The organism is Nocardia sp. CA-151230, assembly GCF_050942175.1.
In the GTDB taxonomy this organism is placed as follows: Bacteria; Actinomycetota; Actinomycetes; order Mycobacteriales; family Mycobacteriaceae; genus Nocardia.
Genome location: NZ_CP192061.1, coordinates 1,732,580 through 1,747,902 on the forward strand (window position 1 = coordinate 1,732,580; position 15,323 = coordinate 1,747,902).

A 15,323-nucleotide genomic window follows, 5' to 3' on the forward strand; every position below is an offset into this window, starting at 1 on the left:
GTTGGACTCCTCCCCGATTGATCGCACCGGTGCCGGAGGAGGACAGTCAACAGCACCGCTCACCCCCACTCGGATTGCGATACATGTCAGCAACACCCGCACATCGCACACAACGGACCCGCTACACCTCCGTCGGCGGAAAACAGGCCGCATGGCGCATGATCGGCAGCAGCATCGAGATCCTGGCCCTCACCGTCACGAACGCCGCCCGACCCCCCGACACCGCCGCCTTCGACGACAACACCTGCCACGACCTGTGCTGGGCCCGTGAACGTTTCACCAAATTCGCCGACCTATGGGACGCAATCCGCAGCGAATACTGGCAACTCCTATTCCACTCGGACGCCAACTTGACGTAGCCCAGCTCGATCGACCCGCCGACGATCAGTCCCGAAGTCGGTGCAGGGTAACCGTCAGCGCTGTCGTAGTCACGCCGAAAAATTGGAGTTCGCTGCCGACAACATCCGGTGCACGACGGGCACGGTCCTGCGTCTATGGGCCCCCGGTAGGAATTGAACCTGCGACCTGGGGATTAGAAGTTCCTACCCTCGAAAGCGTTGTGCGGGAGCGCGGTGTCGAGTTCATCGACGTGTGCCCGTTTTGTGTTGATTTGTAACGGATAGGGCTTGTCCCCAACCGATTTCATTTATCGAGAATCGAGCATTGCGCTGTGCCCGTGTGGTGCTGGACTGTCGGCTTCACGAAGTTGGTCGTATGGCTCAGAGGTACGCTGAATTTGCGACAGGTTTGTTGGCGGATTTCTGGGCACGATCCGCGCACTCGCACCGGTGGCGGGGCAGTGCCCGGCCGCGTACTTGCCGGCATGAGCATGGCTGGGAAAGGCGCGCCGACGATAGCGCCGACTCTCGACTGTCTGGCCTGGCTAAATCAACTAGTGTGGGCGACCCGCTCGCGGGCGGGGGTTGGAATGCAAGCAAGTACACCGTTTGCCAGTCGGGTGGTCACGGGACGGCGCAATGGATGACAAGTCGGTGGGTGGCGTGGACGCCACTTGGGGGCCAGCGGAGACGTTCGGACGCTATCGGCTGCTGTCGCTGCTCGGTCAGGGCGGCATGGGCCAGGTGTGGCGGGCGCATGATTCGCTGACCAACCGGGTGGTGGCGCTCAAGGTGTTGCCCGAGCGCTACGCCGATGACGAGCGGCTGCGCGAGCGGTTCCGCCGGGAGTGCCGGGCGGTCGCGCAGTTGACCGAGCCGCATGTGATCCCCATCCACGACTTCGGCGACATCGACGGTCGGCTCTATCTGAATATGCGGTTGATCGAGGGCACCAACCTGCGCAAGCTGATCACGCGAGAAGGGGCCTTGTCGCCGCAGCGGGCAGTGGCGATCATCACACAGGTGGCCGGCGCGCTGCAGGCGGCCCACGACGCCGGGCTGGTCCACCGCGATGTCAAACCCACCAACATCCTGCTAGGGGCCGATGAGTTCGCCTACCTGATCGACTTCGGGATCGCCCACGCCGCCGACGACCGTACGCTGACCGCGATCGGCGAGACCATCGGCACCGTCGCCTACATGGCGCCGGAGGAGATCAGCGCGGAGGTCAAGGCCGATGCCCGGGTGGACGTGTACGCGTTGACGTGCGTGCTGTACGAGTGCCTGACCGCCCGGCCGCCGTTTGCGAGTTCATTGGGGATAGAGGGTGTGATCGCCCATCACCTGCACACCCCACCCCCGCGTCCCAGCACCACTACACCTGATGTGCCTACTGCGTTCGATGCGGTCATCGCCAAGGGAATGGCCAAAAACCCCGACGATCGTTACCAGACCGCGCGCGAACTGGCCGCAGCGGCTCGCGCCGCGATGGACGATTCCGCGGTCAGCACCACCGGGGGCGTGGCTGCGGGCCATAGGCGGCGAATCAGATTGTCGCCCAAGACAGCGGGGCTGCTCGTGGCCGCAGTCGGGGTTACGGCGTTGGCCGGCGTAGCTGTCGTCATCAGCGTCCAACGAGGATCAGGCGGCGGTGGCAACTCGCCCGCTCCTATCGCCCCGGCCTACTCGGCACAGATTCCACTGCCGTTCACCGGCGTCAGCCTGCCCACCGGTGTGGCGGTCGACGCGGCGGGCAACGTATACGTCACCGACATGGGCAACGATCGGGTAGTGAAATTGGCGGCGGACGCGTCGACGCCGAGCCCGTTGCCGTTCGCCGGCCTGAAGAATCCCCAGGGTGTGGCGGTCGATACGGCGGGCAACGTGTACATCACCGACACGAGTAACAATCGTGTGGTGCGGTTGGCGCCGGGCGCGTCGGCACCGACCACGTTGCCGTTCACCGGGCTCAAAGATCCCCGGGGTGTGGCGGTCGACACGGCGGGAGACGTGTACGTCGCCGACCGGGCCAATGATCGGGTGGTGCGGTTGGCGCCGGGCGCGTCGACACCGACGACGCTGCCGTTCACGGGGCTCCAAGATCCCCATGGTGTGGCGGTCGACACCGCGGGCAACGTATACGTCACCGAGTTGGGTACCGATCGGGTGGTGAAATTGGCGGCGGGCGCGTCGGCGCCGACCACGTTGCCGTTCACCGGGCTCAAAGATCCCTGGGGTGTGGCGGTCGACAGGGCGGGAGACGTGTACGTCGTCGACTGGGGTAACGAATCGGTGGTGAGGTTGGCGGCGGGCGCGTCGACGCCGACCAGGTTGCCGTTCACCGGGCTCAAAAATCCCCAGGGTATGGCGGTCGACACGGCGGACAACGTATACGTCACCGACCTGGGCCCCGATGCGGTGATAAAACTCCCGGTCGGCTGAACCCCATTCCGCGTACTTGGATTTCAGACCATGGGGGTTGGATCCTGCTGATCCAAGTCTCGTGCGGATCTACTCGGATCCGCAACAGTAGTGGCATTCGCTGATGGTGAAGTGCGACAGCAGTTTTCGACCTGCATGCCTGGCGAACCGGTTGGCAGAGTGCTCGCGACCAGTGCGCAGTCTGCTCGCGTGCTCGGATAGCCGGCGCACTGTCCGGATCGCGCTGTCGCTCAACACGTTGCGCCTCCAGATCGACGGCGTCGAAGTTCCTGGGTGTTTGCGCCTCGTACGGGCTGGGTATTGGTGAACCTGACAGCGTTTACGCTGGTCAGGCACCCGATGCGCCCCCGGCAGGAATCGAACCTGCGACCTAGGGATTAGAAGGCCCTTGCTCTATCCAACTGAGCTACGGAGGCAGTGCGGGCATCGGCGGTGATGCGGGCTCCAAACACCTTGACCGAAATCGATCTCGGTGTCCAGCGCGTTAAGTATAGCGAGCGTCCAGATCAGCAAAGCTGGGCCGCGTAGCAACTGTTCGGCGCGTCGGGGCGGTTGTGCAGACCGGAGGACCGGAAACCCCAGGGGAGTCTGGACGGGCGCTCCGAACTACGCTGGGCCCATGTCGTCAGTGCAGGACCCGCCCGCAGGATCGGATGTTTCGGCGAATCGGTCGGGTTCGGGGGTGACGTTCGCGGCGATCACGGCACTGGGTGGAGCGGCGACCGCGCTGGTGGCGGCGCTGGTCGTGGCGTTGTCCGCGGCGCAGGCGCTGACCCTGCTGGGTATTCCGGATCCGGGACCGCTGACCACCTACGGGCTGCCGGCGGTGCGGGCGGTCGCGGATTTCTCGGCCGCGCTGACCGTCGGGTCGCTGCTGTTCGCCGCGTTCTTCGTGCCGCCGCAGAGCAGCGGGCTGCTCGACGTGGGCGGGTATCGGGCATTGCGGCGCGCCGGGAACGCAGCCCTGGCATGGGCGGTCGCGGCGGCGCTGCTGGTGCCGTTGACCCTGTCGGACACCACCGGGCAACCGCTACAGGATTCGCTGCGGCCCGAGGAGGTGTGGCGCGCCGCGGACAAGGTCGATGTGGCCGGGTCGTGGCGATTCACCGTGTTCATGGTGGTGGTGCTTGCCATCGGGTGCCGGGTGGCGCTGCGCTGGGGCTGGACGCCGGTGCTGCTGTGGCTGTCGGTGCTGTCGCTGCTGCCGGTTGCCCTGACCGGCCACTCCTCGTCGGGCGGCGCGCACGATCTGGCCACCAACAGCCTGATCCTGCACCTGGTTTCGGCCTGCTTCTGGGTGGGCGGCCTGTTCGCGGTGCTGGCCTACGCGCTGCGGGACGGCAAATACACCGCGCTCGCCGTGCGCAGGTTCTCGAAAGTGGCGACCGTCTCGTTCGTGGTCATCGCGATCAGCGGTGTGATCAACGCCTACGTCCGGGTGCCGCTGTCGGATCTGCTGAGTACTACCTACGGCAAACTCGTGCTGGCAAAGGCCGCCGCGCTGATCCTGCTCGGCGTCGTGGGGTTCCTGCAGCGGCAGCGTGCCATCCCGGACCTCGAAAAGGATCCGCAGGATCGCGCCGCGCTCATTCGCTTCGCGGGCGTCGAGGCGCTGATCTTCGCGGCCACGGTCGGCCTGGCCGTGGGCCTGGGCCGCACCCCACCGCCGGACCTGCGCACGGTGCCCACGCCGACCGAGGTGGAGATCGGCTACAACCTGGCCGGCCCGCCGAATATCGAGCGGCTGCTGTTCGACTGGCGTTTCGACCTCGTCTTCGGGACCCTCGCGCTCGTGCTGGCCGTGGTCTACGTGCTGGGCGTGCTGCGGCTGCGCAAGCGCGGCGACTCCTGGCCGGTCGGCCGGACCATTGCCTGGCTCGCGGGTTGCGCCACCCTGCTGATCGCCACCAGCTCCGGTGTCGGCCGCTATGCCCCGGCCATGTTCAGCGTGCACATGGCCCAGCACATGATGCTGTCCATGCTGGCCCCGATCCTGTTCGCGCTGGGCGGTCCGGTGCTGCTGGCGCTGCGGGCGATTCAACCGGCCGGTCGGGACGCACCGCCCGGGCCGCGCGAATGGATCCTGGCGGCCGTGCACAATCCGGTGTCGCGCTTCATGACGCAGCCCGTGGTGGCCGCGGTGTTCTTCGTGGCCGGTTTCTACGCGCTGTACCTGGGCGGCATCTTCGACAAGTTCGTCGGCACGCACGGCGCGCACCTGGTGATGAACGTGCACTTCCTGCTCAGCGGATACCTCTTCTACTGGGTGGTGATCGGTATCGATCCGAAGCCGCGCCCGGTGGAGCCGCTCACCAAGCTGGGCATGGTGTTCGGTTCACTGCCGTTCCATGCCTTCTTCGGTATCGCGCTGATGAGCATGGATACCGTGCTGGGCGGCTGGTTCTATCGTGGTTTGGGCCTGTCCTGGAATCATGATCTGCTCGCCGATCAGCACACCGGCGGTAGCCTCGCCTGGGCCAGTGGTGAAGTGCCGCTGGTGGTGGTGATGCTGGCGCTGCTCATCCAGTGGTCACGCAGCGACAAACGCCTGGCGAACCGGCTCGATCGCAAGGCCGAACGTGACGACGACGCGGACCTGACCGCGTACAACGCCATGTTCGCCGAGCTCGCCCGGCGTGACGGAGAGGTGCGCAAGTGAACGACGTCGCCATGGCGACCCGGAAAGTCAAGCGGCTCTACCGATCCGATGTGCGGCAGGCCCGCCGCCTGCTGCGCGGTCACACCCGCAAGACCCCCGTCTTCCACACCGACATCCTGGGCCCGCGCGGCCCGGTCCCGGTGACCCTCAAGCTGGAACACCTCCAGCACGGCGGCACCTTCAAGGTGCGCGGCTGTCTCAACGCGCTGTTGCAGGCGCGCCGCGACACGACCCATGTGGTGCTGGCCTCGGCCGGCAATGCCGGGATCGCGGCGGCACTGGCCAGCGCGTTGCGCGGAATGTCGTGCACCGTGGTGGTTCCCGAGTCGGCCTCGCACACCAAGGTGGCGGCCATGTGGTCGCACGGCGCCGAAGTGTTGTGGCACGGAACGACTTACGCCGAGGCGCATCGGTACGCCCGCCAGCTCGCCGCCGAGCGCGGTGCCATGCAGCTGCACGCCTACGATCTGCCCGAGATCGTGGCGGGCGCGGGTGTGGTCGGGCTCGAGATCGAGGAGCAGGTGCGGGGTAGACCGCCCGTACTGGTCGCGGTCGGTGGCGGCGGTCTGGTCGCCGGTGTCGCGGCGGCGCTGGGGCTGCGCGGCCGGGTGATCGGGGTCGAGCCGCAGGGCGCGCCGACCCTGCACTCGGCACTGGCGGCCGGGCACCCGGTGGATGTCGAGGTCTCCAGCGTGGCCTCGGATTCCCTGGGCGCGAACCGGATCGGCGATATCGCCATGGAGGTGGCGCAGCGCTACGCGGTGCGCTCCATCCTGGTCAGCGACGACGCCATCGTGATGGCGCGCGAGTATCTGTGGCGCGAGTTCCGCATCGTGGTGGAGCCGGCCGGTGCGACGGCGGTGGCGGCGATCCAGAGTGGCGCGTACATGCCGGCGCCGGGGGAGCGGCCGGTAATCGTATTGTGCGGGGCCAATACCGACCTGGCGACGCTGTAGCGCGGCGAACCTATCCACACCCCGCGAGTTGTCCACACTCGCCGATTCGGTCCTGTCGCGGCCCGCGCCCGCGCGGGAACCTTGAGGTCGACGGCAGACTCAGGCTCGAATCGACAAGGGGGAGTGCAATGTACGAGGCGAACACCGCGGTGATCGGCCGGATCGTCACCCATCCGGTGCGGCGCGCGCTGCAGAACGGTGAACAGCTGTTGAGTTTCCGGCTGGCCAGTACCGCCCGCCGCTACGATCAGGGCGCGGGGGACTGGGTGGACGGTGGCACTCTGTACCTCACCGTAAACTGTTGGCGACGGGGGATCATCGAAGGAGTCGAGGCGTCACTGCAGCGAGGTGATCCGATCATCGCGTACGGGCAGCTGCGCTCGAACGAGTACACCACCCGAGATGGCGCGGAGCGCACCGACCTCGAGATGCGGGCCCTGGCGTTGGGTCCCGACCTGGGTCGTTGCACCGCCCCGGTGGTGCGCAAAACCTTCGGTCGAACCGACCGGACCGAACCCGTGGAACGGCCGTCCGTGGATGCGGACACTGCCGGAGAACCCGCTACTACACACAGTTAGGCTTGCCGATATGGCTGAGTTCATTTACCAGATGGTGAAGGTGCGAAAGGCGCATGGCGACAAGGTCGTGCTCGACAATGTGACCTTGAACTTCCTTCCCGGCGCCAAGATCGGTGTCGTCGGCCCGAACGGCGCGGGTAAGTCCAGTGTGCTGAAGATCATGGCGGGACTGGACCAGCCGAACAACGGTGATGCCTGGCTCGCGCCGGGTGCGACGGTCGGCATCCTGCAGCAGGAGCCGCCGCTGAACGAAGAGAAGACCGTGCGCGGCAACGTCGAGGAGGGCCTCGGCGAGATCAAGGTGAAGCTGGACCGCTTCAACGAGATCGCCGAGCTCATGGCGACCGACTACTCCGATGAGCTGATGGAGGAGATGGGCAAGCTCCAGGAGGAGCTCGACCATGCCGACGCGTGGGATGTCGACTCCCAGCTCGAGCAGGCCATGGACGCGCTGCGCTGCCCGCCGCCGGACGAGCCGGTCACCAACCTCTCCGGTGGTGAGCGCCGTCGCGTCGCGCTGTGCAAGCTGCTGCTGAGCAAGCCCGACCTGCTGCTGCTCGACGAGCCCACCAACCACCTCGACGCCGAGTCGGTGCTGTGGCTCGAGCAGTTCCTCGCCTCCTACCCGGGCGCGGTGCTGGCCGTCACCCACGACCGGTACTTCCTCGACAATGTGGCGCAGTGGATCCTCGAGCTGGACCGCGGCCGCACCTTCCCCTACGAGGGCAACTACTCCACCTACCTGGAGAAGAAGGCCGAGCGCCTCGAGGTGCAGGGCAAGAAGGACCAGAAGCTGCAGAAGCGCCTGAAGGAGGAGCTGGCCTGGGTCCGCTCCGGCGCCAAGGCGCGGCAGGCCAAGAACAAGGCGCGTCTGGGCCGCTACGAGGAAATGGCCGCCGAGGCCGAGAAGATGCGCAAGTTGGACTTCGAGGAGATCCAGATCCCGGCCGGTCCGCGCCTGGGCAATGTGGTCGTCGAGGTCGAGCACCTGGACAAGGGTTTCGGCGACCGGCAGCTGATCAAGGATCTGTCGTTCACCCTGCCGCGCAACGGCATTGTCGGCGTCATCGGACCGAACGGTGTCGGTAAGTCGACGCTGTTCAAGACCATCGTCGGTCTGGAGCAGCCGGACAGCGGCGCGGTGCGGGTCGGCGAGACGGTCAAGCTGAGCTACGTCGACCAGGGCCGCTCGGGCATCGACCCGAACAAGACGGTGTGGCAGGTGGTCTCCGACGGGCTGGACTTCATCCAGGTCGGCAATCAGGAAATGCCTTCCCGCGCTTACGTTTCGGCGTTCGGCTTCAAGGGCCCGGATCAGCAGAAGCCGGCCGGTGTGCTCTCCGGTGGCGAGCGCAACCGCCTGAACCTGGCGCTGACCCTCAAGCAGGGCGGCAACCTGATCCTGCTCGACGAGCCCACCAACGACCTCGATGTCGAGACGCTGAGCTCGCTCGAGAACGCGCTGGAGAACTTCGCCGGCTGCTCGGTGGTCATCTCCCACGACCGCTGGTTCCTCGACCGCACCTGTACCCACATCCTGGCCTGGGAGGGCACCGAGGACAACCCGGCCTCCTGGTTCTGGTTCGAGGGCAACTTCGAGGCATACGAGGCCAACAAGATCGAGCGCATGGGTCCGGAGGCGGCGCGCCCGCACCGCGTCACCCACCGCAAGCTGACCCGCGGATAACGGGCCACCCCAACCGAATTCACCGCCGCCCTCACCCGCCGAACCGGGTGAGGTAGTCGGACCGCGCCCGTCATCGGTCCGCTTCCGAGCGCTGGATTCCGTACGGTCCATCGAAGAATGGTCGATTGATCACCATTTCGTCGGGCCGAAGACGTTCGCTGGACGGTTCGCGGCCCGCTGGATGGCGGGCCGTGACCGACCAGATGAACGGTTATCGAACGGCGAACTCAGCGGTTTCGCATTCGCAGTTGTGCGTGAAAACTGTTTTGGTGCAAGGTATGTCGTATGCGACCTGGCGATATCGGGCGAAGTCGGCGGCAGCCGAACCGTCCGGTTCGTCCGTATGATTAGACGCGGCGCGGCATTGAGAGGAATTCAGCCCGGCAGTTCTTGCGCCCAGCTACTCTCGCATCGGCGTCACTTTGTTACGGAACCGAATCCGAGGAGTTGGCGAAATGACGGTCTCGTCCGAATTGTCCAGCGCGGCCTGGGCTGCGAGTTTGCCCGCGTCTCTGCGGGGCAATCTGGTATCCCTCGAGGAGGCGTACTTCCGCCACGTCGACGCCGGCGATGCTGACTGCGCGATCCCCGCGACATCCACCCACATCTTCCGCTGCCATCTGGATCTCGGCATCCAGCGCACCCCCGGCACCGCGAATGTCCGTGTGTACCATGCGGATGACGAGGCCGGGCTCGGCGTCGCCATCCAGCTCGTGACCGATGACATGCCACTGCTGGTCGAATCCGTGACCTCCTCGCTGAGCCGGATCGGCGTCAGCGTCAGCGAGGTCGTGCACCCCATCTTCGAGGTGACCCGAGACGCCGCGGGCCGCCTGGAGACGGCGGTGCCGCACGAGGTCGACGCCAATGGCACCACGGGCCTGCCCGAGTCCTGGATGCACGTGCAACTGCACCCCGCCACCAGCCGAGCCCAGCTCGAGCGGATCGAAACAGCGCTGCCCGACGTGCTCACCGACGTGCGCCGGGTCATCGAGGACACCGAGGCCATGCGCGAGGCGCAGGAGCGGGTCGCCGCCGAGCTCGACACCGCGGCCACCGCGGGCAGATCCGCCTTTCCCGCAACGGATCTCATCGACTGCGCCAATCTGTTGCGTTGGCTGGCCGACGGCCACTTCACCGTGCTGGGCTACGCCCGCTACGAGCGCAGCACCGTGGACGGTCAGGCCAAGTCCATCATCGTGCCGGAGACCAGCCTCGGCGTGCTGCGCCCCAATGTCGGCACCGACTTCCGGGTCCCCGACAACAGCGGCGACCAGCCGCTGCTCATGCTGACCCAGGGCCTCGTCCCGGCCACCGTGCACCGCGCGGTCTACCCGTACTTCGTCGGCGTGGCCGAGATCGACGAATCCGGTGCCGTCACGGGCGAGCACCTCTTCATCGGCGTCTTCACCGTCACCGCCCTGCATGCGAACGTGCTCGACATCCCCGTCATCGACCGCCGGGTGCGCTCCATCATCGAGTCCAGCGGCTTCGACCTGGACTCCTTCTCCGGCCAGGAGATGCTGGAGGTCATCCAGGCATTCCCGCGCACCGAGCTGTTCTCCTCCGAAGGCGAGGCTCTGCGCCGCACCGCCAGCGCGGTGCTGAATGTCGGTATGCGCCGCCAGGTTCGGCTGTTCATGCGCATGGACGGCTACGGCCGCTTCGTGGCCTGCATGGTGTACCTGCCGCGTGACCGCTACACCACCCGCGTCCGCCTGGAGATGCAGGACATCCTGATGCACGAGCTGGGCGGTGCATCCATCGACTATTCGGCCCGCGTGTCCGAAAGTGACCTTGCCAGTGTGTATTTCACGGTCCGGCTGCCGGATCAGGGCGTCGTGGCCGACACCGGCGAGCCCAACCGGCTCCGCATCCAGCACCTGCTCGCCGAGGCCAGCCGAACCTGGGACGACCACCTGCGCGACGAGGTGGCCAACTCCACGGTGCTCGACCCGGCGGTGGCGCAGCGCTACGCCGAGTCGCTGCCGGAGAGCTACAAGGAGGACTTCGAGCCCACCCGTGCCGTGGCCGACATCCTGCGGTTGCAGCGGCTGCCCGACGGGGGCATCGACCAGCACCTGTACCGCTGGTCCGACTCGGAGCCGGGCTCTTGGCGTTTCACCCTGTACATCGGTGGTGGCGGCGGCATCTCGCTGAGCCAGGTGCTGCCGCTGCTGCAGAGCCTCGGCGTGGAGGTGATCGACGAGCGCCCGCACCACGTCGAGCGAGAGCAGGGCCCGGAGCAGTGGATCTACGACTTCGGCCTGCTGGCTCGTCCCGAGCTGCTGCGCAGCGCCCTGGATCGGAACATGGACGCCGAACTGGTGGAGTCCGTGAGCCGGCTCGACGTGCTCGACGCGCAGGTGCGCGGTTTACGCGAACGCTTCACCGAGGCGTTCGCAGCGCTCTGGTACGGCCGCGCCGAGGCCGACGGCCTCAATGAGCTGGTGCTGCGCGCCGGCCTGCACTGGCGCGGCGTTGCGATCCTGCGCGCCTACTCGAAGTACCTGCAGCAGGCCGGATTCCAGTACAGCCAGGCCGCCATCACGCGGGTGCTGCTGACCTTTCCGGAGGCGGCGAGCATGTTCGTCGAGCTGTTCACCGCGCTCTTCGATCCGGACTCGGCCAATCCCGACCATGCCACCGAGCTGGAGGCCGCGGTCCGCCACCGCATCGACGAGGTGGTGAGCATGGATGCCGACCGCATTCTGCGCGCCATTCTCGGCCTGATCAAGGCCACCCTGCGCACCAATTACTACGTCACCGACGCCGAGGGCACTGCGCGGGACTACCTGTCGTTCAAGGTGGAACCGCAGGAAATCATCGAATTGCCCAAGCCCAGGCCGCAATTCGAGATCTTCGTCTACTCCCCGCGGGTGGAGGGCGTGCACCTGCGCTTCGGTCCGGTGGCGCGCGGCGGCCTGCGCTGGTCGGACCGCCTGGAGGACTTCCGCACCGAGATCCTGGGCCTGGTCAAGGCGCAGGCGGTGAAGAACGCGGTGATCGTGCCGGTCGGCGCCAAGGGCGGCTTCGTGGTCAAGCAGCCGCCGGCCGCGACCGCCGATCCGGTCGCCGATCGGCAGGCGCTGCAGGCCGAGGGCATCGCCTGCTACCGCACCTTCATCTCCGGCCTGCTCGACGTCACCGACAACGTCGATCGCGCCACCGGCGCGGTGCTGCCGCCCGAGCGGGTGCGGCGCCGCGACGCCGACGACACCTATCTGGTGGTCGCCGCCGACAAGGGCACCGCGTCCTTCTCCGATATCGCCAATGATGTTGCCCTGCAGTATGGTTTCTGGCTCGGCGACGCCTTCGCCTCCGGCGGTTCGGTGGGCTACGACCACAAGGCCATGGGCATCACCGCCAGGGGCGCGTGGGAGAGCGTGAAGCGGCACTTCGCCGAGATGGACATCGACACCCAGTCGCAGGACTTCACGGTGGTCGGCATCGGCGACATGTCCGGTGACGTGTTCGGCAACGGGATGCTGCTCTCGCGGCACATCCGGCTGGTCGCGGCCTTCGACCACCGCCACATCTTCCTGGATCCGAATCCCGATGCCGCAACGTCTTTCGTCGAGCGTGAGCGCATGTTCGCACTGCCGCGCTCGTCGTGGGCCGACTACGACCGGTCCCTGATCAGCGAGGGCGGCGGGGTCTACGACCGCACGGTGAAGGCGATCCCGGTCAGCGACCAGGTCCGCGAGGTGCTCGGCCTGGCCGCCGACGTCGTCTCGCTGTCGCCGCCGGAGATGATCCGCGCCATCCTGCAGTCCCCGGTACAGCTGCTGTGGAACGGCGGTATCGGCACCTACATCAAGGCCAGCACCGAGACCAATGCCGAGGTGGGTGACAAGTCCAATGACGCGGTCCGGGTGAACGCGAATGCCCTGCGGGTCAAGGTGATCGGCGAGGGCGGCAACCTGGGCGTCACCGCCCTGGGCCGCATCGAGTTCTGCCGCCACGACGGCAAGATGAACACCGACGCGCTGGACAACTCCGCCGGTGTGGACTGCTCCGACCACGAGGTCAATATCAAGGTCCTGCTCGATGGCGTGGTCTCCTCCGGTGAGCTGCCCGAGGCCGAGCGCAACCCGCTGCTGGCCTCCATGACCGACGAGGTCTCCGCACTCGTGCTGCAGGACAACGTCTCCCAGAACATCCTCATGGGCATGTCCCGGGCCGAGGCCCCGCATATGCTCAATGTGCACCAGCGCGTCATCGAGGATCTTGAGGAACGCCGTGGCCTGGACCGCGAGCTCGAGGCGCTGCCGAGCGACGCACAGATGAAGTATCGCGCCGAGGAGGGCACCGGCCTCACCTCGCCGGAGCTGTCGAATCTCATGGCGCACGTCAAGCTTTCGTTCAAGGCCGACCTGCTGGCCAGCGATCTGCCCGATATGGTGTACTTCTCCGCACGGTTGCCGCTGTACTTCCCGACCCCGCTGCGCACCCGCTTCGGTGTGGCCATCAAGCGGCATCGCCTGCGCCGGGAGATCACCGCCACGATGCTGGTGAACGAGGTGGTCGATCTGGGCGGCATCACCTATGCCTTCCGCCTGGGCGAGGAGATCGGGGCCTCGGCCTCCGACGCGGTCCGCGCCTTCACCGCGGCGACCCAGATTTTCGATCTGCACTCGGTGTGGGGTCGTATTCGCGCCGCGGAGATCTCCACGGGGATGAAGGACGTGCTGGAGCTGGAGACCAAGCGCACCCTGGACCGGGCCTCGCGCTGGTTGCTCAACAACCGCCCGCAGCCGGTCGCGGTGGGCGCGGAGATCCATCGCTACGCACAGGGTGTGCGCACGCTCTCGCCCAAGGTGCCGGGCTGGCTGCGTGGTCACCACATCGACAGTCTCAATGCGCAGTCCCAGGCGATCGTCGAGCAGGGCGCGCCCTCGGAGCTGGCCACCGAGGTGTTCGGCCTGCTGAACCAGTTCCCGCTGCTGGATGTGCTCGATATCGCCGACATCACCGATCGCAGCGGTGAGGAGGTGGGCGCGCTGTACTACGCGCTCAACGATCACCTCAAGATCGATTGGCTGTTGCAGGCGGTCAGCCACCTGGAACGCGGTGATCGCTGGCATGCGCTGGCCCGGCTCGCGCTGCGCGACGACATGTACGGCTCGCTGCGCTCGCTCACCCTCGACGTGCTCTCCGGCGGTGACCCGGAGGAGACGGCCGAGGAGAAGATTGCATACTGGGAGTCCAAGAACCAGTCCCGATTGGGCCGTGCGCGCTCTGCCCTGTCGGAACTGTTCGAGTCCGGAACCCACGATCTGGCCACGCTGTCGGTTGCGGCGCGGCAGGTGCGCAGCATGGTGAGTGGGGTGGGTGCGCAATCGGAGGTACCGCGTTGACGAGTGTCGGTTCGCTGAACGGCCATGCGAAGACGGCAGCACCGATTCCGGGGGAGACCCCGGCCTCGGCCGAGCCGAAGCGTTTCCACACCACGGTGGAGGTGCGCTGGTCGGATATGGACGCCTTCCAGCACATCAACCATGCCCGCATGGTCACCCTGCTGGAGGAGGCCCGCATCCCGTGGCTGTTCCTGGATGAGCGACCGACGGTTGCGCTGCGGTCCGGCTGTGTGCTGGCCGATCTGCGAGTGCAGTACAAGGGCCAGCTCCGCCACGAGGATTCGCCGCTGGACGTGTCCATGTGGATCGACCGGCTGCGCGCGGTGGACTTCACCGTCGGCTACGAGGTGCGCGCCGCCGGCGCCGCCCCGGACTCGCCGCCGGCGGTGATCGCCTCCACCCAGCTGGCCGCCTTCGACATCGACACCCAGCGCCTACGCCGCCTCACCGCCGAGGAACGCGACTACCTCGCGCAGTGGCTGGCCGACTGACCGAGAACGACCGTTGTCGGGACAACTGACCCTGCACGTTCCGGATCCCGCGGAACGCGAGAACCTGGCCACCTTCATCGCGCACGCCATCCGACTCGACCCGGCGGCCGTCATCCGGCTGCGCCGGCGCGGGGACCGCTACGTCTCTGCCTGGGCGACCACCGGATTCGAGGCGCTGGCGGTGCGCACAGTGGTGGCCGACCTCGGGATGGACGATGTGTCCGTCGGCGCGGTCGCCGTCCTCGCCGGGCTGCACGGGCCGGATGCGGGCGCTGCGTTCGGACTCGGCTATGCCATGGATTCCGCTTGGCGCGCCGCGCTGCCGCCGGAGGCGGGCTTCGTCCACGTGGAGGACGTGCCCGCCCGCATGCTCGTCGAATTGGCCGAGCGCGGAGCCGAATTGGCGCAGGAGCACGGCAGCCAGCACGGCCCGCCGGCCGCCCTGCTGGATCAGACGGTGCTGACCGTGTCCGGTGGCGGCGAGCAGGTCGAGGTGCCCATGCGGGTGGTGTTCGCCCTCGCCGCCATGGATTTCATTCCGCACGGCGGCGAGAAGACCGACTCCCGCCGCATCCCGGTGGACGAGATCGTGCGGGTGCGCGCGGCTCGGACCTGGCTGCGCCTGGACGCCCGCTACGGTTCGGTGGCCCGCCGTCGCGGCCCCGCCCTGCCGCTGCTCGCGCACTGAGGCTCTGCCGCTGCTTGCGCACCGAGGCTCTGCCGCTTCCCGCACCCAGGCTCTGCCGCCCTTCCGGCACTGAGTCGCGCCCGAACCCGCCCCCAACGCACGGGGCACCGAATATCCTGGCTAG

Annotated in this window: 9 protein-coding genes and 1 tRNA gene; 9 read left to right on the top strand and 1 reads right to left on the bottom strand. The window is 67.2% G+C overall.

The genetic code is table 11. The features are described 5' to 3' along the window. The first annotated feature begins 83 nt into the window (after positions 1 to 83). Positions 84 to 359 carry a hypothetical protein gene (locus ACQP1O_RS07685; protein WP_433565160.1) on the top strand — a complete coding sequence of 92 codons (276 nt, stop codon included), beginning with the start codon at positions 84 to 86 and terminating at the stop codon, positions 357 to 359. Positions 360 to 992: 633 nt separating this feature from the next. Beyond that, positions 993 to 2,780, top strand: a complete 1,788-nt coding sequence (locus ACQP1O_RS07690) for a serine/threonine-protein kinase PknD (RefSeq protein ID WP_433565161.1) — start codon at positions 993 to 995, stop codon at positions 2,778 to 2,780. A 342-nt stretch (positions 2,781 to 3,122) separates the two neighbouring features. Here ACQP1O_RS07690 and ACQP1O_RS07695 read toward each other — a convergent pair. Next, positions 3,123 to 3,196 (bottom strand) — tRNA-Arg (locus ACQP1O_RS07695). Between the two features lie 203 nt (positions 3,197 to 3,399). Here ACQP1O_RS07695 and ACQP1O_RS07700 point away from each other — a divergent pair. From ACQP1O_RS07700 to ACQP1O_RS07730, 7 genes are all read left to right on the top strand, one after another. Further along, a complete protein-coding gene (locus tag ACQP1O_RS07700; protein ID WP_433565162.1) occupies positions 3,400 to 5,439 on the top strand; it encodes a cytochrome c oxidase assembly protein in 2,040 nt (679 codons plus the stop codon). An 11-nt stretch (positions 5,440 to 5,450) separates the two neighbouring features. Continuing rightward, positions 5,451 to 6,395 carry a threonine/serine dehydratase gene (locus tag ACQP1O_RS07705; protein WP_433567610.1) on the top strand — a complete coding sequence of 315 codons (945 nt, stop codon included), beginning with the start codon at positions 5,451 to 5,453 and terminating at the stop codon, positions 6,393 to 6,395. Positions 6,396 to 6,523: 128 nt separating this feature from the next. Then, positions 6,524 to 6,973 (top strand): single-stranded DNA-binding protein, encoded by a 450-nt coding sequence (locus tag ACQP1O_RS07710; RefSeq protein ID WP_357006002.1) that lies wholly within the window; start codon positions 6,524 to 6,526, stop codon positions 6,971 to 6,973. 10 nt (positions 6,974 to 6,983) lie between these two features. Beyond that, on the top strand, positions 6,984 to 8,660 hold the full coding sequence (gene ettA / locus ACQP1O_RS07715; RefSeq protein WP_433565163.1) for an energy-dependent translational throttle protein EttA: 1,677 nt from the start codon (positions 6,984 to 6,986) through the stop codon (positions 8,658 to 8,660). Between the two features lie 455 nt (positions 8,661 to 9,115). Continuing rightward, on the top strand, positions 9,116 to 14,020 hold the full coding sequence (locus ACQP1O_RS07720; RefSeq protein ID WP_433565164.1) for an NAD-glutamate dehydrogenase: 4,905 nt from the start codon (positions 9,116 to 9,118) through the stop codon (positions 14,018 to 14,020). Between the two features lie 44 nt (positions 14,021 to 14,064). Next, the gene (locus ACQP1O_RS07725; RefSeq protein ID WP_433567611.1) at positions 14,065 to 14,511 is read left to right on the top strand and encodes an acyl-CoA thioesterase; all 447 of its coding nucleotides are present in this window, start codon (positions 14,065 to 14,067) and stop codon (positions 14,509 to 14,511) included. Between the two features lie 13 nt (positions 14,512 to 14,524). Further along, on the top strand, positions 14,525 to 15,199 hold the full coding sequence (locus ACQP1O_RS07730; protein WP_433565165.1) for a hypothetical protein: 675 nt from the start codon (positions 14,525 to 14,527) through the stop codon (positions 15,197 to 15,199). Positions 15,200 to 15,323: the final 124 nt, after the last annotated feature.